At 66.0% G+C, this 19,957-nt stretch carries 16 protein-coding genes; 14 read left to right on the top strand and 2 right to left on the bottom strand.

The features are described from left to right. Positions 1 to 101 precede the first annotated feature (101 nt). From ACTIMF_RS02170 to ACTIMF_RS02135, 8 genes are all read left to right on the top strand, one after another. Positions 102 to 794 carry a S1 family peptidase gene (locus tag ACTIMF_RS02170; RefSeq protein ID WP_442348782.1) on the top strand — a complete coding sequence of 231 codons (693 nt, stop codon included), beginning with the start codon at positions 102 to 104 and terminating at the stop codon, positions 792 to 794. A gap of 82 nt (positions 795 to 876) precedes the next feature. Continuing rightward, a complete protein-coding gene (locus ACTIMF_RS02165; protein WP_442348633.1) occupies positions 877 to 1,230 on the top strand; it encodes a VOC family protein in 354 nt (117 codons plus the stop codon). 80 nt (positions 1,231 to 1,310) lie between these two features. Next, a complete protein-coding gene (locus tag ACTIMF_RS02160; protein ID WP_442348632.1) occupies positions 1,311 to 2,792 on the top strand; it encodes a DUF3375 domain-containing protein in 1,482 nt (493 codons plus the stop codon). Next, a complete protein-coding gene (locus ACTIMF_RS02155) occupies positions 2,789 to 3,388 on the top strand; it encodes a DUF4194 domain-containing protein (protein WP_442348631.1) in 600 nt (199 codons plus the stop codon). Before ACTIMF_RS02160 ends, ACTIMF_RS02155 begins: the two co-directional genes overlap by 4 nt. Next, complete coding sequence (locus tag ACTIMF_RS02150) at positions 3,385 to 6,753, top strand: ATP-binding protein (RefSeq protein ID WP_442348630.1); 3,369 nt, start codon at positions 3,385 to 3,387, stop codon at positions 6,751 to 6,753. The genes ACTIMF_RS02155 and ACTIMF_RS02150 overlap by 4 nt, the downstream gene beginning before the upstream one ends. Before the next feature lie 17 nt (positions 6,754 to 6,770). Then, positions 6,771 to 7,631 carry an SCO6745 family protein gene (locus ACTIMF_RS02145; protein ID WP_442348629.1) on the top strand — a complete coding sequence of 287 codons (861 nt, stop codon included), beginning with the start codon at positions 6,771 to 6,773 and terminating at the stop codon, positions 7,629 to 7,631. Between the two features lie 155 nt (positions 7,632 to 7,786). After that, positions 7,787 to 8,803, top strand: coding sequence for an ATP-binding cassette domain-containing protein (locus tag ACTIMF_RS02140; RefSeq protein ID WP_442348628.1), 1,017 nt, complete (start codon positions 7,787 to 7,789; stop codon positions 8,801 to 8,803). Continuing rightward, positions 8,800 to 9,633 carry an ABC transporter permease gene (locus ACTIMF_RS02135; protein WP_442348627.1) on the top strand — a complete coding sequence of 278 codons (834 nt, stop codon included), beginning with the start codon at positions 8,800 to 8,802 and terminating at the stop codon, positions 9,631 to 9,633. Before ACTIMF_RS02140 ends, ACTIMF_RS02135 begins: the two co-directional genes overlap by 4 nt. Before the next feature lie 19 nt (positions 9,634 to 9,652). Here ACTIMF_RS02135 and ACTIMF_RS02130 read toward each other — a convergent pair whose 3' ends face one another. Then, positions 9,653 to 10,135, bottom strand: coding sequence for a PPOX class F420-dependent oxidoreductase (locus ACTIMF_RS02130; RefSeq protein WP_442348626.1), 483 nt, complete (start codon positions 10,133 to 10,135; stop codon positions 9,653 to 9,655). A gap of 25 nt (positions 10,136 to 10,160) precedes the next feature. Continuing rightward, entirely contained in the window at positions 10,161 to 11,132 is a 972-nt protein-coding gene (locus tag ACTIMF_RS02125; protein WP_442348625.1) for an intradiol ring-cleavage dioxygenase, read from the bottom strand. A 134-nt stretch (positions 11,133 to 11,266) separates the two neighbouring features. Here ACTIMF_RS02125 and ACTIMF_RS02120 point away from each other — a divergent pair, with 134 nt between their 5' ends. The 6 genes from ACTIMF_RS02120 to ACTIMF_RS02095 form a co-directional block, all read left to right on the top strand. Then, positions 11,267 to 12,259 (top strand): ADP-ribosylglycohydrolase family protein, encoded by a 993-nt coding sequence (locus ACTIMF_RS02120; protein WP_442348624.1) that lies wholly within the window; start codon positions 11,267 to 11,269, stop codon positions 12,257 to 12,259. 132 nt (positions 12,260 to 12,391) lie between these two features. After that, positions 12,392 to 13,399: an NYN domain-containing protein gene (locus tag ACTIMF_RS02115; RefSeq protein ID WP_442348623.1), complete on the top strand. Its 1,008-nt coding sequence runs from the start codon at positions 12,392 to 12,394 to the stop codon at positions 13,397 to 13,399. Positions 13,400 to 13,480: 81 nt separating this feature from the next. Further along, positions 13,481 to 14,188 carry a DUF6319 family protein gene (locus tag ACTIMF_RS02110; protein WP_442348781.1) on the top strand — a complete coding sequence of 236 codons (708 nt, stop codon included), beginning with the start codon at positions 13,481 to 13,483 and terminating at the stop codon, positions 14,186 to 14,188. Continuing rightward, positions 14,185 to 15,402, top strand: a complete 1,218-nt coding sequence (locus ACTIMF_RS02105) for an MFS transporter (RefSeq protein ID WP_442348622.1) — start codon at positions 14,185 to 14,187, stop codon at positions 15,400 to 15,402. Before ACTIMF_RS02110 ends, ACTIMF_RS02105 begins: the two co-directional genes overlap by 4 nt. 65 nt (positions 15,403 to 15,467) lie before the next feature. Further along, positions 15,468 to 18,869, top strand: a complete 3,402-nt coding sequence (locus tag ACTIMF_RS02100; RefSeq protein WP_442348621.1) for a DEAD/DEAH box helicase — start codon at positions 15,468 to 15,470, stop codon at positions 18,867 to 18,869. A gap of 48 nt (positions 18,870 to 18,917) precedes the next feature. Then, on the top strand, positions 18,918 to 19,957 hold a 1,040-nt coding region (locus ACTIMF_RS02095; protein WP_442348620.1), incomplete at its 3' end, for a thiamine pyrophosphate-binding protein.

Below are 19,957 nucleotides of genomic sequence, written 5' to 3'. Positions count from 1 at the left end.
CTTCGCCTCACATTGCGACGGCCGCCCGTGTGTTTGAATCGTTACCGAGTCCGGCCGGGGGGTCGGAAGTCAAAATCGAACGGAGTTCCGTCAACGTGAAGATGTTCAAACGTGTGCTAGTCGCGGTCGCCGCGGTCGCCACTACTGCGGTGCTGATACCGAGCGCACCTGCTGACGCCGCGCCGCGTGCCACGGTCGGCGGAGGCTCGGGAATCATCCTCGCGGGCAACTCGCTGTGCACGATGACCGCGGTCGGTCACGATCGCACCGGCCGTCTCGTCGGCCTGACGGCAGCCCACTGCGGCGGCATCGGCAACACCGTCCAGGCCGAACGCAAGCGCTCGGCCGGAGTCATCGGGACCATCGCGGCCCGAAGCGACCAACTCGACGTCGCGGTCATCGCGCTGAATCCTTCGCGCGTCAAGGCCGTCCGCCAGGTCGGCAAGGCCCGCATCTCGCGTATCGGCGTCTACCCGAAACCCTTCTCGAACGTGTGCAAGGCAGGCCGCACCACCGGGTTCACCTGCGGCCCGACACTTCTCGACGACGGTGACGCTTCACTGAACTACGTTTGCGCCGACCACGGCGACTCGGGCGGACCGATCATCGTCGGCGGCCGTCTCGTCGGCATGTTGAACGGCGCACTGCGCGTCGCAGGTGCGGGCACTCCGTCGATCCCATGCGTTGACCCCGCCTTCCCGGTGTACAGCCCGATGATCGCTACCAAGATGACGGACATTCTGCGTCCTCTCAACCGGACAAGCATGGTCGGATCGGGTTTCCGCCCCATCTGATTCCTCACGCGAGACCAGTTGAGGCCCGGTGCATTTCGTGATGCACCGGGCCTCAATCGTGTGTCGGCCCTACATTGTGCGTATGCAGGCCAAGAAGATCAGCACCAACATTCGAGTCGACGGTATCGAGCAGGCGAAGTCGTTCTACCAGGACTTCCTCGGGCTGCAGACCGAGGAGTTCAACTTGGGTTGGGTGGCTCGCTTCACCGATGCCGAGTCCGGCGCACACGTGCAGCTCGTCACCGAGGACCGGACGGCTCCTGCTGACTCGGCGCTCTCGGTGCACGCCGACGACGTCGTCGCCGCATACGCCGAGGCGCAGGAGCTCGGATACGAGATCGTCTATCCGCTCACCACCGAGGAGTGGGGTGTGCGGAGATTCTTCGTCCGCGCCCCGGACGGCACCCTGCTCAACATCGTCGCGCACCGCGACTGACCTGGCGCTCTACCCGCCGCCACGCTGTCCGATCGGCCCGCGACTACGACTCTCGCGGAGTCACTCGTTACCCTGTCCCAGTGCAATTCGACGAGATCGTCGCCGTGCGGAAGTCCAGCGCGGCCTGGAGGCTGCTGCGCGCGGACAACGCGCCGCTCGTCTTGTCGTTCCTCGGCCGGGTGTTCGTCGACGACAACATCCGCGAGATCTCCGAGTCGGGTCTGATCAGTCTGCTCGACGACGAGTTGTACGGCCTCAACCAGCGACTGGGCGAAGGAACCTATCCGCGAGCGCCGAAGGCGTATCTCGACGAATGGGCGGCGCCGTCTGCCGGTTGGCTCCGCAAGTACTACGTCACTGACAGCGACGAGCCGCACTACGACGCGACACCCGCTGTCGAGAGGGCCGTCGCCTGGCTTCAGTCCTTGCGCGAGCGTGACTTCGTCGGCACCGAGTCGCGCCTGAACACAGTCTTCGACCTCCTCCGTCAGATCGTGTACGGGACGAACACCGATCCGCAGGTCCGACTGGCCGAGCTGCGCCGCCGCCGCGCCGAGATCGACGCGGAGATCGACGCCGTCGAACGCGGAGAGGTGAGCGTCCTCGACACCACGCGACGCCGGGACCGGTACCAGCAGTTCGGCGAGGTGTCGCGAGCCCTGCTGTCGGACTTCCGCGAGGTCGAGGCGAACTTCCGCGGATTGGACCGGCAGATGCGCGAACGGATCGCCACCTGGCGCGGCACCAAGGGCGAGCTCCTCGACGAGATCGTCAGCAGCCGCACCATGATCACCGACTCCGACCAGGGGCGCAGCTTTCAGGCGTTCTACGACCTGCTGCTGTCGGCGGACCGCCTCGACGAACTCGACCGACTCGTCCGGGAGACTCAGGCGTTCTCCGACGTCGCGGACGACCGTCTGGCCAATATCCACCACGACTGGCTCGATGCGGGAACCCGCGCACAAGACACCGTCCGCCGCCTGTCCGAACAGCTCCGGCGGTTCCTCGACGACCAGGCATGGTTGGAGAACCGGCGCGTCATGGATCTGCTCCGCAGCATCGAAGCGTCGGCGTATTCGGTCCGCGACGGGCGCACCGACGAGTTCTCCCACGAGATCGACTCCCCCGCACCGACCGTCGTACTACCGATGGAACGTCCCCTCTATCACCGGGCGCCCACCGTCGACATCGAGAGCGACGACATCGAATACGGGGAGGCGGAAGGCGATTCCGATGCGTTGTTCGAGCAGATCCACATCGATCCTGCTCCTCTCGTCGACGAGGTCCGGCGTCGTCTGCGCCGTCACGATCAGGTGACTCTCGCCGACGTCCTCGCCGAGTCCCCGCTGTCGCAGGGGCTCGCCGAGCTGATCACGTACCTCTCGCTCACCGATGAGAGCTTCACGAAGATCTTCGACGACGCCACGACCCAACACGTCGCCTGGACCGACGAATTCGGCGCCCGCCGGACCGCGCGCGTCCCCCGCGTCATCTACTCACGCCCCCGAACGACCGGCCCAGGCGATCGCATCGACGCGATCGAGACACAGGAGTCACGATGAGCCGTACAGTCCCCCGCGACGAACTCAGCCTGTCGATGGCAGTCACTTCTCTGATGAAGGGCGTCGTCTACCGCGACTCGGCCGAGACCACCTGGCAGCACGTGGTCGGATTGGCTGCGCAAGTCAGCGACTACGTGGCGACGCTCGGGCTCGCGGTCGTCGTCGACGAGGCCGAAGGCTATGCGTTCCTGCGTTCCCGAAGCGACGACGAACTCGCCGAGGCGGGGATCCCCCGCCTCGTCGCCCGTCACCAGTTGCCGTTGCACACGTCGCTACTGCTCGCACTGCTCCGCAAGAAGCTCGCCGAACACGACACGACCGATGCGGGCAGCCGACTGATCCTGACCGGCGACCAGTTGCGCGAACTGCTCGATCCGTTCTATCCGGCGACGACGAACGAGGCTCGCACCGCCGATCAGACCGATACCGCGGTACGACGCGTCACCGATCTCGGCTTTCTCCGCCGTATGCCGGGGCAGGACGGCGAGTACGAGGTGCGCCGCGTCATCAAAGCGTTCGTCGACGCGCAGTGGCTGTCCGATCTCGATTCGCATCTGGCCGAGTACGCCGATATCGCACGGGAGGAGACGCGATGACGGGGCTGTTCGCCGCGACGGAATTGGAGAACACCGAGTCGGCCCGGTCGGGTTTTCGACTGCAGAAGTTTCAGGTCTTCAACTGGGGAACGTTCGACCAGCGGGTCTGGACACTCGATCTCGCGGGCGAGAACGGCTTGCTGACCGGCGACATCGGCTCCGGTAAGTCGACGCTCGTCGACGCTCTCACCACCCTGCTGATGCCTGCGCACCGCATCGCCTACAACAAGGCTGCGGGCGCCGAGTCGCGAGAACGCGACCTCCGCTCCTACGTGCTCGGCCACTACAAGTCCGAGCGCAACGACTCGTCCGGGGCGTCGCGCCCCGTAGCTCTGCGCGGGATGTCGAACTACTCGGTGATCCTCGGTGTCTTCACCAACGAGGGCTACGACGAGACGGTCACGCTCGCGCAGGTCTTCTCGATGCGCCACGACAGCGGCCAGCCTGAACGATTCTTCACCGTCACCGACCGCGCACTCGACATCACCTCGGACTTCGCCGATTTTGGCACCGACCTGCGCGCGTTACGGAAACGATTGAAGGACAGCGGAACTCGCATTCACGAGCACTTCCCGGAGTACGGACGCGACTACCGTCGCAGCCTGGCGGTCCGGTCGGAGCAGGCGATGGAGTTGTTCCATCAGACCGTCTCCATGAAGGCTGTCGGCAACCTCAACGACTTCGTCCGCGACCACATGCTCGAACCGTTCGACTCCACCGGGTGGGTCGACACGATGGTCGCCCACTTCGAGGATCTGACGGCAGCGCACGACGCCGTGGTCCTCGCGCGCCGCCAACTCACTGATCTCGCACCGTTGTTGGCCGACTACGACAAGTACACGAGTCACACCGAGATGGCCGCCGAGATGCGGCAGCGACGTGGCGCGCTCCGCTTCTATTTCGCGAGCCGACGCTCCGAACTCCTGGAATCCGATCTGGCCGAGTCCAATCGCGAACTGGCCGCGACGCGCAGTGCGTTGGAGGAGATCGACCGAGACATCGCCGACCTCCGGATCGCCTTGCGCGAGTTGGAGCTTCGGCAAGCAGGGCTGGGCGGCAACGACATCGCCGCGTTGGAGGCTCAGATCGCCGAAGCGCAACGTCAACGAGACGAGCGCGCAGGCGCGTACGAGAGGTACACGACGCTTCTCGAAGACTCGGGGCTGGCGCCGGTCGCCGACCGCGGCCAGTTCGAGCAGCGGCGCAGCGAGATCACGGACGCCGTCGACGCGCTCGATGCGGAGATCGCCGACGTCGCGAATGGCATCACCGAACTCGTCGTCGACCGACGCCAGATCGATGGCGAGGGACGCCGGGTGGCCGGCGAGATCGCGAGTCTGCGCGGTCGGACCAGCAACATTCCGGAACGCAACCTGCGGATGCGCGAACTAATCTGCGCAGGCGTCGGCCGCTCGCATGACGAACTGCCGTTCGTCGGCGAACTGATCGGCGTCCGGCCTGACGAGAGCCGTTGGGAGGGTGCAGCCGAGCGAGTGCTCCGCGGGTTCGGGCTGTCGCTCCTGGTGTCGGCCGATCTGTACGACGAGGTGTCGGCGTGGATCGACGCCAACCATCTCGGCGGTCGGCTCGTGTACTTCAAAGTGCCCGAACGTCTTTCCCCCAAGACCACGGCCACTCCGCCATCCAACGCGCTCGTCCACAAGCTCGACGTCAAAGAGGGTCCCTTTTACGAGTGGCTCGAACGCCGACTGTTCGAGCGAGCCCGCCACATCTGCGCCGAGACGCTCGACGACTTCCGGAACGCCGACTACGCCGTCACTGCCTCCGGTCAGGTGCGGTCGGGCGGCGGTCGCCACGAGAAGGACGATTCACAGCGCGTCGACGACCGCCGCAACTATGTGCTCGGCTGGAGCAACGAGCAGAAAGTCACGGCGCTGTTCACCGCGGGCCAACGGGTCCAGGACGATCTGAACCGGATCGACGGCGACATCGAAGAGTTGGAGGACTCTCGACGTCGGCTGATGAATCGGCGCAATGCGCTCACCGGGTTGGAGACGTATCAGAGCTTCGACACCGTCGACTGGGAGTCGGTGGCCGGCCGCATCTCCGAAATGACTGAGCGCAAGACCGACCTGGAGCACTCGTCGGACGAGTTGGCTGAGGTGACCGAATTCGTTGCGTCCACGCGCGACCAGTTATCGGTCGCCGACGCGACCCGTGACGGCCTGCGCGACAAAGTGTCTCGACTCGAGATGTCGCGGACGCAGGGCGAGCAGACTCGCGACGCGGCCCGGCATCTGGCGGCCGAGCCGGGATCGCAGGACGCGTCGACACATTTCGACGCGATCACCGAGTCGATCGGCGACGTCGAACTGACCGTCGAGATGTGCACCGAGCTGGAGGCGACTCTCACCCAGTCGCTGACCGACGCATCCGAGCAGCACACATCGCGGGCCGGCACGTTCGAGACGCGCGTGGTGAATCGGATGTCGGAGTTCAACCGAGACAACCCGATTCTGACGACTGAGTTCGACGCCGACATCGCGTCTGCAGACGAGTACCGCGAACTGAACCGCCGACTGTCCGAGGACGACCTGCCGCGATTCGAGGGCGAGTTCAAGGACTATCTGAACACCAACGCGATCCGTGATATCGCGATCTTCGCCGCGAAGCTCAACAAAGAAGTCCATCTCATCCACTCCAAAATCGACACGATCAACGAGTCCCTGTCAGGTATTGAGTACAACCCCGGTCGCTACATCCGTCTCGAGGTCAATTCGAGTGAGTCGCAAGAGATCAAGGAGTTCCGCGCTGATCTGCGCCGCTGTGGCGACGGCGAGATGGAGATCGGGGCTCAGGAGCAGCAGTACACGGAGGAGAAGTTCCTCCTGGTGAAGGCGATCGTCGAACGCTTCCGGGGTCGTGAAGGGTTCGCCGACGTCGATCGGCGGTGGACTTCGCTGGTCACCGACGTCCGAAACTGGGTGACGTTCGCGGCGTCCGAGCGCCATGTCGAGGACGACGAGGAGTACGAGAACTACACCGACTCCGACGGTAAGTCGGGCGGCCAGAAGGAGAAGCTCGCCTATACGATCCTCGCCGCGTCGCTCGCGTACCAGTTCGATCTGAAGTGGGGCGCAACGCGGTCACGGGACTTCCGGTTCGTCGTGATCGACGAGGCGTTCGGCCGCGGCTCGGACGATTCGGCACGGTACGCGCTGTCGCTGTTCGCGAGGCTCGGGCTTCAACTCCTCATCGTCACTCCGTTGACGAAGATCTACACGATCGAGCCGTTCGTGTCGGCGGTCGGCTACGTCGAGAACCGCGGCGGCAGCTACTCGCAGTTGCAGTGTCTGACGATCGAGCAGTATCGACAGTCGAGGCGGGCACGCGAGAGCCGCTGAGCTGGCACAGTGGTGGCATGGGAACCAATAGCACCGCCGCAGCCCGTCACGCCTACGAGAGCCTCGAGCCCTTTCACGTCCTCGCCTACTTCAATCCGGGCATCGGTCCGGCTCAGGACGAACTCGGCCTGGACGGCTACGCGTTCTATACCGGTGGACGCGGCGCACCGCTCGCCGGCGCCCCGGGATCGGTTGTCGCAGCAACGTTCTACAACTTCTCCCCGGCATTGGTCGCGTCAGCGTGGGACGCCGCGCAGACTCGCGGCCTCGACGCGGTCAACGCGCGGCGGTACGAGATGCTCGACGAGCAGTTCCGCACAATCTTGGGCGACGACTGTGAACTCCTCGCTCCCCTGATCCCCGAGTTTCAAGCGGTCGCGGACACGCTGCCGTTCTCGGGGCGCCCGCTGGCCGCGGCGTGGGCGTCGACGGATGTCCCGGACGCACCTCATCTCGCGGTGTGGCGCACGTGGACGATCGTCCGAGAGTGGCGCGGCGACAACCACATCGCCGAACTCGTGTCGCACGGTCTCGACGGGATCGACGCAGGCGTCTTCCATGAGTCCGAGCTTCCCGATCCGTCGATTCACCGTCGAGTCCTGGGCAAGAAGCTGTTCCAACTGACGCGCGGTTGGTCGGACGACGACTGGTCGGAGTCGGTGGAACGACTCTCCTCGCGCGGTCTGCTGGAATCCACGGGTGATTCGACCCGACTGACCGCCGACGGTTTCGCGCTCTACCAGGAGATCGAGGACCGCACCGACGCCGTCTCGGGCCGCTCCCTCCCCGACAGTCTCCCGGACCTCGTCGAGCGCACTCGCCCCTTCGTCAAGAAGGTCATCGACGCAGGCGTCCTCCCCGGCACCAAGAAGCGCTGAGGGCCGGACCGGCCCTCTACGTGACTCATATTCCCACCACGCGGAAAGTCATTCCGACACTTGCGGCTAGTTTTCGGCCGGATACGGGTTGGTAATGCGAGACACCGCGGATAATCCGGTGGCGGTCGTCGTGCGGCTTCCGTAGCGTCATCCGGGTGAACGAGCTGCATGAACCGGGTATCGCGGTCGAGGCCATCGACCTAGTGAAGCGCTTCGGCGATTTCACCGCCGTGGACGGAGTGAGTTTCGCGGTGCCGACGGGGACCGTGCTTGGCATGCTCGGCCCGAACGGCGCAGGCAAGACGACCGCCGTCCGCATGATGACCACACTCAGCGATCCGACCTCGGGGACGGCTCGCATCAGCGGATACGATGTGAAGACCGATCCCGATGCCGTGCGGCGCAGCATGGGTCTCACTGGACAAGCCGCTACCGTCGACGAACTCCTCACCGGGCGCGAGAACATGCAGATGATTGGGAGCCTGTATGGGATCGACCGCAAGTCGCTGCGGAAGCGAATCGATGAGCTCCTCGAGCAGTTCTCACTCACCGAAGCCGGGAACAAGACGGTCCGCGAGTACTCGGGCGGCATGCGCCGCCGGATCGATCTAGCCGTCAGTCTGATCGCCGCGCCCCCCGTGCTGTTTCTCGACGAGCCGACCACCGGTCTCGATCCCCACAGCCGCAACGAGCTGTGGGACGTGCTGCGCGGGCTGGTCGCTGCGGGAACCACGCTGGTTCTCACCACCCAGTACCTGGAGGAGGCCGATCAGCTCGCCGACCGCATCGTGGTCATCGATGCCGGCCGGATCATCGCCGAAGGCACACCGCTCGAACTCAAGAAGCAGGCCGGTGAGGCCAGCCTCGTCGCGACGATCACCAACGCAACCGACGTCGCGTCTGCGCGCGCACTCCTCGATCGCGTGTCCGACGAGGTATTCGTCGACGCGCACGCTCGAACCCTGACCCTGCCCGCTGGAGGTCTGGCCGATCTCACCCGCGTCGCGGCCCTGCTCGACGAGTCCGGGATCGCCGTCGACGATCTCGGCCTGTCCCGTCCCAGCCTCGACGACGTATTCCTCAGCCTCACCGGTCACCGCGCCGAACCGTCCGCATCCGATCCCGACGTCGACACCGGTCCCGACTCCGATACCGAAGGAGCGAGCGCATGAGTGCGCCCACCGCCGATCCGCGATTGGCGATCCACCCGCCGAGTCTCTGGCGTCAGACGTCGATCATGGTCAAGCGCAGCCTGATCCACACCAAGCGCATGCCGGAGATGCTCTCGGATGTGACCGCACAACCCATCATGTTCGTGGTGCTGTTCGCGTTCGTCTTCGGTCCGGCAATGCCGACTCCCGGTGGCGGCAGTTACAGCGAATACCTGCTGCCGGGCATCATGGGGCAGACCATCGTGTTCACGGCGTTCGTCGTCTCGAACGGCATCACCTCCGACGTCGACAAGGGCATCGTCGACCGCTTCCGCTCGTTGCCGATCAACCGGACGTCGTATCTGCTCGGCCGCGCCATCGCGTCACTGTTGCACTCCTCGATCGGCATCGTGGTGATGTCGCTGACCGGTCTGGCGATCGGCTGGCGTATCCACACCTCGGTTTTCGAGGCGATCGCAGGATTCGCGATGGTGCTGGTGTTCGGTTTCGCGATGATCTGGTTCGGCATCCTCGTCGGTTCCTGGCTGCGTTCGGTTGAGGCGGTGAACGGCTTCATGTTCACCGCGCTGTTTCCCTTGACATTCCTGTCGAACGCCTTCGTACCCACCGAGCCGATGGCTCCGTGGCTGCGCGCGATCGCCGAGTGGAACCCCATCTCGTCGCTGGTTCAAGCAATGCGCCAGCTCTGGGGGAACGGTCCGCACGCAGGCCCCGACGCCGCGTTCCCCCTGCACCACCCGATCCTGGCGACGGTGCTGTGGTCGGCGGCGTTGACCGCGATCTTCGCGCCGTTCGCGCTGCGCGCATTTCGCCGACGCACAACGGACTGAGTCGGGGCGCGTTCGCCGACTAGTCGGCTGCGTCCAACCGCTCAACGACGTCAGCGGGAAAACCGCCGGTGGCGATCGGGCCCCAGCGGGTCGGCGTGATGCGGATGAGCGACTTGTTCTGCAGGCGCATGGCCGCCCGATACTCATCCCAGTCCGAGTGCTCGCCTGAGATGCTGCGGAAGTAGTCGACGAGACCGTCCTCGACTTCGGGCATGTCGAGCACGTCGGCGGTACCGTCCACCTGCACCCACGCTTCACCGAACTTGTCGGACAGCACGCACACGCTGACCTGTGGATTCCGCTTTGCGTTGGCGGTCTTGGCCCGTCCCGGGTAGGTCGCGATCACGATGCGGCCGTCGGCGTCGACACCCGCAGTGACAGGTGACATCTGGGGAGAGCCGTCGCCGCGAGACGTGAGGAGGACCATCTGATGACGTGTGCGGACGAAGTCCAGGAGGTCGGCTAGTTCGACGGAGGATGCGGTTGCGACTGTTCGTGCCATACCGCACTACCCTACGGACGACTCCCTATCCCTGCGGACTGTTCTGGGGTGAGCCGCCTGGTTTACCTGGACCTCCGGGAGGCGGTCCGCCGCGCCCGCCGCCCGGAGGACCGCCCGGTCCACCGGGCGCGGAACCTGCCTGCGGCTCGGTTTTGGTGTCGACGCCGACCGGAAGTTTCGCGACGTATCCGGACACCGCGTTGCCGGTGACCGACGCCGTCTGCGACTTGCCGCCGTCGTCACCGAAGACGTTGTCGCTCGCCAACGTGATCTGACTGAGGTTCTGGGCCGAGCCCGAATAGGTCGAGCGCGAGTAGACGGCATCGCAGACCTTCTTCGGCAGCGCCAACTGCGACGTCGCGATGGCCTTCGTGTGATCGGTGATCGATGCGACGTTCGGGTACACCTCGAAGTGGATGTGCGGCCACCGGCCCATGTAGCAGCCGGGGACGATCGTCGTGAACGTCACCGCACCCTTGTCGTCGACTACCTGCACGCCGCGCAGAAAGGTCTCGTTCTCGATGCCGTCGCCGTACATCGAGTACTCGCCCTGCGCGTTGCAATGCCAGACGTAGACGGCGGCCCCGGCGAACGGCTTGCCGCCGCCTGCGATGTCGATGACGTCGAGGGTCACTGTCAACGGGGCGCCGTCGGCTGTCGCGCCGCCGCCCAGGCTGGAGGTGATGTCCCTGCGCACGATGCCCGACCGGTCGAGCACGTCGGGGCCGTTCGATCCGTCGCCCGGGTACGGACCCGCAGTCTCGTCGGGGATCTCGCCTGCGCTCGTCCCGGACGACGCGGCCGACGACCCCGACGACGCGGTGTCACCGGCCTTGTTCGAACATGCTGCGAGCAACGCCGCCGCACCGCCGGCGCCGATGAGTGCCAACACTTTTCGTCGACTAGACAAGGTCTGCAAATCGAAGGCGGCACCCTGATCGACGATGGGCGTGTCGGGCCGGTGCAGAGCTCGTCCTTCGTAGGTTCTGGCTCTCATGGAGTCGATCGTTTCACTGCTTGCTCTCACCGCACTGGACATCAGCTGAAAGATCGCTGTACAGAACGAAATTGTTGGTACCCGGCGATATGGTCCTCGCAAACAAGTCGCTCGCGGGCCCTCAGGAGGCCGATATGACTGTACTCACCCCCGAACAACGCGACCGTGCGCGCGGTGCGCTCCTCGGTTCAGCGGTCGGCGACGCACTGGGTGTCCCGTACGAGTTCGAGCCTGCCCTGTCGTCTACGACGGAGCCCGTGATGAAGGGCGGCGGCCTCGGCGACTTCGAGCCTGGCGAGTGGAGCGACGACACAGCCATGATGATGAGCGTGGCTCGCGCAGGAGCGCACCACGGCACGCTGTTGACCCAGACAGCGCTCGACGAAGTCGCCGACGGATTTCTCGAGTGGTTCGCGTCCGACCCGCCGGATGTCGGGAACCAGACGCGCCGCGTCCTGAGCGATTCACTTCGGCACCGATCGGCGACAGAGTCGATCGGCCAGACCATGCTGCGGATGTCGACCGCGCTGCGCCAGAGTGGCACGAGGACTGGCGGAAACGGCGCCCTGATGCGCACGGCGCCTGTTGCTCTCGCGCACCTCAACGACCGAGATACATTGGCGCAGGCTGCCTCAGCAGTCGCCGCGTTGACACATTCCGACGACGATGCCGAAGACGCGTGCGTCCTGTGGTGCGAAGCAGTTCGAATCGCGATCGTCGAGTCACGGACCGACGTCTACACCGGCGTCGACCTGCTCCCAGCGGAGCGTCGCGATGTCTGGATGCGCCGACTCGATGAGGCGCGCGAGAACGATCCGAAGACGTTCACACCGAACGGCTATACCGTCACCGCACTGCAGGCGGCCGCGTCGTCCATTCTGCACGCGACTGGCGACGGCGCAGACCATTTTCGGGGCGGACTGTTCACCGCGATCCGCATCGGCGACGACACCGACACCGTCGCCGCGATCACCGGCACATTACTTGGCGCGCGGTGGGGTCAGGCAGCGATCCCGACGACCTGGCAGGCCGACGTCCACGGATGGCCCGTCACTGACGGGCGTCCGTCTACCACCGACGACCTCGTCCGATTCGCCGACGCGCTCACCCGTGGACAGGGCAGGTGAGCACCGGCGTAGACGCCACCTATCCGCATGTCCCGCCTCGATCGACACCGAACCTTACGTGAGAGTCACACACGCGGCGGCGACTCACCGAAGTCCCCGATTCGGCATCCGCACCGTGACACAGTGAACGCCATGCGATCGACATGCGCCCTGTACATCGACGCCGGTTACCTCCTCGCCGCCGCCGCGACGCGGGTCACCGGAACGTCGCTCCGCAGCGGCATCCACGTCGAATACGTGAAGCTCATCAGTTCCCTCATCGACACCGCGCAAGAACTGTCCGGGCTGCCGTTGCTGCGGGTCCACTGGTACGACTCGGCGCGCAACGGCGTCCCCGATGCCCGGCAGGAGCGGATCGGCGAGATCCCGCGCGTCAAACTCCGGCTCGGCCGCTTCGGAATGGATGGCGAGCAGAAGGGCGTCGATCTCCGCATCGGCCTCGACCTCGTGACGCACGCCCGTAACGACGCATCGGACGTGTTCTTCGTTCTCTCCGGCGACGACGATCTGACCGAGGCCGTCGAGGAGTCCCAGGTCCACGGCATCCTCGTCAGCCTGCTTGCCGTCCCGAACCTCGAAGGCCGACCCCACGGCGTCAGCCGACACCTCATTCGCGCGGCAGACGACATCCACACCGTCGACGGCGCGGCGATCGACAACGCCGTCGTCAAGATCGAGCAACCGCCGGTGCCGTGTGTCGACGAACCCCTGCCCGCCGCGGCAGCGGTACCTCCGGCTCCGACGCCTAAGCCCGGGCCGAAGCCCGGCCGTCCAGCGACGAAGACTCCGCTCGACGTCGCGGCAGCCGTCCGTCAGGCACCCGAGCCTGGGCCCGAACCCCGAGAGATCCTCGCGTACAGTTCGTCGACCGGCTCGGCCGGACACGTCATGCCCGGATACGACGCGGAACTCAGCGACGAGGTCGTCGACGGCGTAGTAGCGCGCGTCCTCTCCTCGTTCCGCGAAAGCGCGACGCCGGAGACGATGGCGACGCTCGAACGGGACAAGCCGTCAATTCCCCGAGACATCGACCGCGCGATGCTGCTCGACGCGTCCGACGCCCTCGGCATGTACGACCTCGACGACGGCGTCCGATACCGCCTCCGCGCTCGGTTCTGGGAGATGTACAGCGACTCCTGACCGTTCGCACACCCGTGCGAAACTGTCACTCCGGTATGCGAAAATGGCGTGAGCAACGGAACTGACCAGAAGGACCCGCCCATGCCTCCGCGCCGCCGCTCGACCCCTGTGGCCGAGTCGTTGACACCCGACGACCTCACCAAACTGGCCACCGCGTTGGCCGACGGACGCCGAGCCACCGTCTACCTTCGCGAAGCCGTACCCAGCCTCGGCCTCGAGGAGGGAAGCTCCGCGAAGGTCGTATCGATCGCCGACACGACAGTCACTGTGAGTCCACGAGGCGTCGACGACGAACTCCCCTACGAGGCAGACGAATTGCGGATCACGAAGGACGCGCCCCCCACACCCGAACCAGCCAGGAAGGCTCCGCAGCGTAAAGCGGCGCCCCGTAAGGCCGCGGCGCCTGCTCCGAAACCTGCGTCGGCGTCCTCTGCGTCGGTCCCGCCGTCGAGCGGGCCGGAAGCCACACCCCGCCCTGCTGTCAAGCGCACACCGAAGAAGGCGACCCCGAAGAAATCGACGCAGTCGGTCACCGTGACCGTCTACGGCACCACCGACAACGACTGGTTCGTCTCGATGACTCGCGGAGCCAAGAAACCGCCCCGATCGCGGCCCGTCACACCCGAGGCAGTCAACGCCGCCGTCCGAGAACTCGGTGACGCCACCACCCGCGACGCCGTCACATCGGTATTGAGTGCCGCTCACGAAGAGGCCCAACGCCGCGTCGAAGAACTCAGTCGCGAACTGGCAGCCGCAAAACAAGCACTGGCAGCACTGGAAAAGGCGTGACACACAGCCAGTCCGCCACGACCACTGAACAGAACACATCTCGCCGCGACGTGCTAATCGTCCTGGCACTGCTGTTCACGGCCGGTTGGGCCACCAATCATTTCGTCGCGATGATGCCCGTCCTCCATGACGATGAGCACATCTCCGACGCGGCCCTCGAAGGAGCGTTCGCGATCTATGCGATCGGACTCCTACCCGGACTACTCACCGGCGGCGGACTGTCCGACCGCATCGGACGACGTCCCGTGGTGCTCACGGGCGCGACGGGCGCGGCACTCGGAAATCTGCTCATGCTGATCTGGCACACCGAGCCCGGGGTGTTCGTCGGTCGGTTCGTCGTCGGCCTCGGAGTGGGCCTCGCGGTCAGTGCAGGCACAGCCTGGTCCGCTGATGTCGGCGGCGTCCGCGGAACCGTACTCGCCGGCCTGACTCTCACTTGCGGATTCGCCATCGGCCCGTTCGCCTCCGGCCTGATCGCCCAGTTCACCGACGGAGCGGCACTGATCGCACCGTTCATCGTCACCGTCGTCGCATCGTTGGCAGCAGTCGCTGCCGGGTTCGGAGTCTCGACCCCTCGATCCGCGTCACCCGCTTCACCCGCACAGGAGGACGCCCCACTCGAGTGCGGCGACGTGCCGGCCGCCCGATCGGACAAGTCACTGTTCCGAGCGCTCGCCACCAGCCTCCCGATGTCGTTCTGGGTGTTCTCGGCGGTAGCGACGTCGGTGGTCACGATGGCAGGCCGCATGACCGATTTCTCCGGGCCGTGGGTGCCGGGGGTCGCCGCGGTTCTGGCGCTCGGCTCCGGCGTGGTCAGTCAGGCGCTCGCGCGGCGAGGATCGTGGGGGCCGCCAGCCGGGATCGCGGGCGCACTCCTCGCGGCGACAGGCTTCGTGGTCGTCGCGGTCGGCGGATCAGACCCGGCACCGATCGCGTTCCTCATCGCGTCGATCCTCCTCGGCGCAGGGTACGGGCTGTGCCTCCGCGAAGGGCTCCTCGACGTCGAGGAGTACACACCTCCGGAGCGACGCGGCCTCGCGACCGGCGTCTACTACGTTGGCACCTACCTCGGGTTCGGTTTGCCGCTCCTGCTGCGCGCCGTCGAACCCTCCGTCGGCATCGTCGGGCCACTCCTCGTGATCGCCGCCTGCGCCGCAGCCTGCGCACTCGTCCGAGCAGGGCAGATCAGATCGGGGATCCTCGCACGCCACTGAACCTCACCTGGTCCCATGCGATGGCGGCAGAGCACTGCCGAGACGATGCCATAGGCTGAACAACGATGCCCGCCGCCCCGTGGAACCCCCAGCAGACCGCCCAGATTTTGACGTTCTTCGACAAGGGAAGTCTGTCGCGGGGTCGGAGCTACGCGGAGTCGGGTCTCGTGCACGGAATCGAGTGGTCGGGCCACACGCTGTCCGGACATTCCGAGGGCAGTCACGGACAGACGTACCGCTGCACGGTGAAAGCTGAGTTCAAGGGTCCGCGCGCGCAGGTCTCCGCCCGCTGCACATGCCCGGTCAACACGTTCTGCAAGCATTGCGTCGCCCTCGTCGTGACGGCGACCGACACCGGTAAGCCGACGCCACAGGCGGCGCTCGCAACGGAAGCGCAGCCGCCGAAACCGCCCGCGAGCGCCCTCGAACTCAGCCGGTGGCGGACGCTCGTCGACGAGATCACCTCGCCGAAGGCGTCCGCCGAGGCTCCGACCGACCGCGGTCCGGAACTGCCGCTCGCACTTCAGTTCTCATTCGATCTCGACTCCCGCGGCCACCGTCGTGTGTACGCGCGCCCGATGACGCACGGAGCCCGCGGCAAGTGGATCGCCTCGCGCGTCACATGGCGATCGCTGCTGACCACCAACCGGCCCGGCGACAACCACGACCCGACAGCACTCGCCCTCCTCGTCGAGATCGGCGGCGTGCTCGCCGCACGTACACAGCGGTCGACGCCGCCCGACACACTGCCCGTCTCGTCGGCGCCCGCCCGCCTCTGGCCGCTCCTGTCTCAAGCCGCAGAGGTCGGCATCGAGTTCGTCGGCCGGGGCGGCTGGGGACAGCCGCAGACCGTCGCATACGACTCCGCGATCACGACGAGCCTGCACATCGAACGCGTCCAGAGCCATCTCGACGTCAGTGTCGCCGTCGTCGTCGACGGGCAGCCCGTACTCCCCGACCGCCTTCACCTGATCGGTTCTCCGCGCACCCACGGAGTCGCCGTCCTCGTCGACCGTCACTTGAGTCTCGGTCCGCTGAGCGAACTCACTCCTTCGGAGATGATGCTGCTCACCACATCGAACAAGCTCTCCGTCCCGGCGACCGACGTCGAAGACTTCCGGGCGGCCCTCCCCGCCCTCATCGCCGACCGGACCGTGACGTTCGGGGACGACGTCTTCCCTCCCGACGACGTCGACGGGCCGCACCCGGTACTGGTCGTCGACTATTCCGGGTACGGAGCCACCACACGCTGGGAGGCCGAGTACATCGCTGAAGGCGAGTCGATCCGCGGAGCACCCGACGACCATTCGAATCCCCGCCGGGTCCGGCGCCGCAAGGACGAGCAGAGGATGTGGAAATCGCTCGTCCCGGAGCTCGCGGACGTCGCCCAGGTCTACGGGGAATGGTTCGACGAGACCGCCGAGCACCTCATGCGACGCGTCTACCAGGCACCCAGACCGGACGAAGCCACCAAACTCGTCGACCTACGCCGACGACTCGCCGAGGCGAACACCGTCGCGGAGACCGCAGACTTCCTCCCGGTCAATCACTTCCTACGCGACTGGTCCCTCGACCCCGTCGAGGCCGCCGTCCTGTCCGGCGAAGTGCTTCCCGACCTCGTCGAGGGCGGCAACGTTCGCGTCGAGGTGATCGGCGAGCAGCCCGACTACCGCCGCCCGGACCAAGCGCCGGTTCTCCGCTTCGGTGGCGACGCGACCACCGACTGGTTCGACCTGTCGATCGCGCTCGACGTCGACGGCCACCAGGTCCCGATCGCCGACATCATCGCTGCGCTCGCACGCGGCGAGACACACATGCTGCTGTCCGACGACACCTACTTCCCGCTCGACACCCCAGAACTGACGACGCTGCGCGACCGTCTCACCGAGGCTCGCGAACTCGGGGACCTCACCAGTGACGGCGTCTCGGCGTCGACGTTGAACGTCACGCTGTGGGAGGAACTGCTCGAACTCGGCGTGGTCGACGATCAGCTCGCGAACTGGCGCGATCGACTCGCTCGGCTCGCGGTCGCCAAACCGCCTGCCCCGGTGACACCACCCGACAGGTTGGACGCCGACCTGCGAAGCTACCAGCAGGACGGTCTCGATTGGCTTACGTTCTTGTGGGACAACGGACTCGGCGGCATCCTGGCCGACGACATGGGACTCGGCAAGACCTTGCAGACTCTCGCACTCTTCCAACACGTCGTCGACGACGATCCGATCGCTCGCTTCCTGGTGGTCGCGCCGACCTCCGTCGTCGGCAACTGGGCGGCCGAGGTCCGACGGTTCGTCCCCGATCTGCGGGTCGTAGTCGTCGGTTCCACCGAGAAGCGCGCGGGGATCTCCCTGTCCGAACAGATCGCAGACGCGCAGATCGTCGTGACGTCGTACGCGCTGCTGCGGATCGATTACGAAGCGTTCGAGGACATCACGTGGTCGGGCATGGTCCTCGATGAGGCGCAGTTCGTGAAGAACCGGACGTCCAAGACCCACCAGGCGGCTCGACGTCTGCCTGCCGCGTTCAAGCTCGCCATCACCGGCACCCCGTTGGAGAACCGCGTTATGGAGCTGTGGTCCCTGGTCTCGATCGTCGCGCCAGGACTGTACAGCTCGCCGAAGACCTTCAACGAACACTTCGCCGACCCGATCGAAAAGGGTTCCGAGCCCGAGCGGCTCGCCGTCCTACGACGACGCCTGCGACCGATCATGTTGCGCCGCACCAAGGCTCAAGTACTCGCCGACCTGCCCGAGAAGCAAGAGCAACTGCTTCCCCTCGACCTGAACGACGACCACCGCAAGATCTACGACACGTTCCTCGCCCGCGAGCGCCAGAACATGCTCGGCCTCCTCGACGACTGGGAGGGCAACCAGATCAAGATCCTGCGCGCCCTCACCCGCCTGCGTCAGCTCAGCCTGCACCCGGGCCTCGTCGACGAGCAGCATGCCGGGCTGGAGTCGGCGAAGATCGCCTACCTGTCCGAGCAGATCCCGATCCTGGCCGCAGAGGGGCACAGCGCCCTCATCTTCTCCAGCTTCACCGGGTTCCTGAAACTCGTCGCCGCTCAGTTCGAGAAAGACGGCGTCGAGTACAGCTACCTCGACGGCACGATGTCGGCAGCCAAGCGAGCCGAGCAGATCGAGCAGTTCACGGCTGGGCACACCGGCGCGTTTCTGATCAGCTTGAAGGCAGGCGGTTTCGGACTCAACCTGACGGCGGCCGACTACTGCTTCATGACCGACCCGTGGTGGAACCCGGCAGCCGAAGCGCAGGCCGTCGATCGCGCCCACCGCATCGGCCAGCACCGTGCCGTCACCGTCTACCGCATGGTGTCGACCGGCACGATCGAGGAAAAGGTCATCGACCTGCAGGAGCGCAAGCGCGAACTGTTCAACGCCCTCATCGACGACGGCGCGGCCTTCTCGGGCAAGGTCACCGCCGCCGATGTCCGCGGCCTGCTGGAGTAACCGCGCATCCCCTGTCGAGACGAGACAGTCGGCGTACCGTGAGATGTCATGAGCTACACCGTCGCTGACCTCATCGTCGAGACCGTCGAAGCCGCAGGTGTGGAGCGGGTGTACGGCATCCCCGGAGACTCGCTCAACGGTTTCACCGACTCGCTGCGCGAACACCCGCGCGTCGCATGGCAGCACGTTCGCCACGAAGAAGCTGCGGCATTCGCAGCGTCGGCCGAAGCCGCGATGACCGGTTCGCTCGCGGTCTGCGCGGGCAGTTGCGGCCCTGGCAACCTCCACTTGATCAACGGCTTGTACGATGCCCACCGGTCACGGGTCCCGGTGCTGGCGATCGCCGCGCAGATTCCAGGGTCGATGGTGGGCACCGGCTATTTTCAGGAGACGCACCCCGAGAGCGTCTTCGCCGAATGCAGTTCGTACTGCGAGACGATCACCACCGTCGACCAGCTGCCGTATGTGCTCGACATCGCGATCCGCACCGCCGTGGAAGAAGGCGGGGTGTCGGTGCTGGTGATTCCCGGCGAGTTGTTCCTCTCCGCCATCGATCGGCCCGCGCGGGTCACCCGGATCCGCGCGACGGACACGGTGGCCCGACCGAGCGACGAGTCGCTCGCGGTCGCGGCCGCACGCCTCAACGAGTCCGAGCGGGTGACGGTTCTTGCGGGCGCAGGAGTTCAGGGTTCGCACGACGAGCTGGTCGCACTCGCGGACAGCCTGCAGGCACCGATCGTGCATGCGCTGCGCGGCAAAGAGTTCGTCGAATACGACAACCCGTACGACGTCGGCATGACAGGGCTCCTCGGATTCTCCTCCGGATACCGCGCCGTGGAACACTGCGACACCCTCGTGATGGTCGGCACTGACTTTCCGTATCCGCAGTTCCTGCCATCGGACGCGTACGTCATCCAACTCGACATCCGCGGTCGCCAGATCGGTCGCCGCACCCGCGTGGACCTGCCACTGGTCGGCTCGGCGCGCGACACTCTGCCTGCTCTCACCGCACTGATCCGCAGCGGCCGGGACAGCAAGCACCTCTCGAAGTCGGTCGACCACTACCGCCGTACCCGCGCATCGCGCGA

It is taken from the genome of Gordonia sp. (in: high G+C Gram-positive bacteria) (genome assembly GCF_052106715.1).
Classification (GTDB): Bacteria; Actinomycetota; Actinomycetes; order Mycobacteriales; family Mycobacteriaceae; genus Gordonia.
This window is presented reverse-complemented; position numbering and strand designations above follow the sequence as displayed.

Bases quoted from the DNA above. Each gene is read 5' to 3' on its own strand.
- ACTIMF_RS02170 (WP_442348782.1), top strand. From the start codon at position 102: ATGTTCAAACGTGTGCTAGTCGCGGTCGCCGCGGTCGCCACTACTGCG.
- ACTIMF_RS02165 (WP_442348633.1), top strand. From the start codon at position 877: ATGCAGGCCAAGAAGATCAGCACCAACATTCGAGTCGACGGTATCGAG.
- ACTIMF_RS02155 (WP_442348631.1), top strand. From the start codon at position 2,789: ATGAGCCGTACAGTCCCCCGCGACGAACTCAGCCTGTCGATGGCAGTC.
- ACTIMF_RS02150 (WP_442348630.1), top strand. From the start codon at position 3,385: ATGACGGGGCTGTTCGCCGCGACGGAATTGGAGAACACCGAGTCGGCC.
- ACTIMF_RS02145 (WP_442348629.1), top strand. From the start codon at position 6,771: ATGGGAACCAATAGCACCGCCGCAGCCCGTCACGCCTACGAGAGCCTC.
- ACTIMF_RS02135 (WP_442348627.1), top strand. From the start codon at position 8,800: ATGAGTGCGCCCACCGCCGATCCGCGATTGGCGATCCACCCGCCGAGT.
- ACTIMF_RS02130 (WP_442348626.1), bottom strand. From the start codon at position 10,135: ATGGCACGAACAGTCGCAACCGCATCCTCCGTCGAACTAGCCGACCTC.
- ACTIMF_RS02125 (WP_442348625.1), bottom strand. From the start codon at position 11,132: ATGAGAGCCAGAACCTACGAAGGACGAGCTCTGCACCGGCCCGACACG.
- ACTIMF_RS02120 (WP_442348624.1), top strand. From the start codon at position 11,267: ATGACTGTACTCACCCCCGAACAACGCGACCGTGCGCGCGGTGCGCTC.
- ACTIMF_RS02115 (WP_442348623.1), top strand. From the start codon at position 12,392: ATGCGATCGACATGCGCCCTGTACATCGACGCCGGTTACCTCCTCGCC.
- ACTIMF_RS02110 (WP_442348781.1), top strand. From the start codon at position 13,481: ATGCCTCCGCGCCGCCGCTCGACCCCTGTGGCCGAGTCGTTGACACCC.
- ACTIMF_RS02100 (WP_442348621.1), top strand. From the start codon at position 15,468: ATGCCCGCCGCCCCGTGGAACCCCCAGCAGACCGCCCAGATTTTGACG.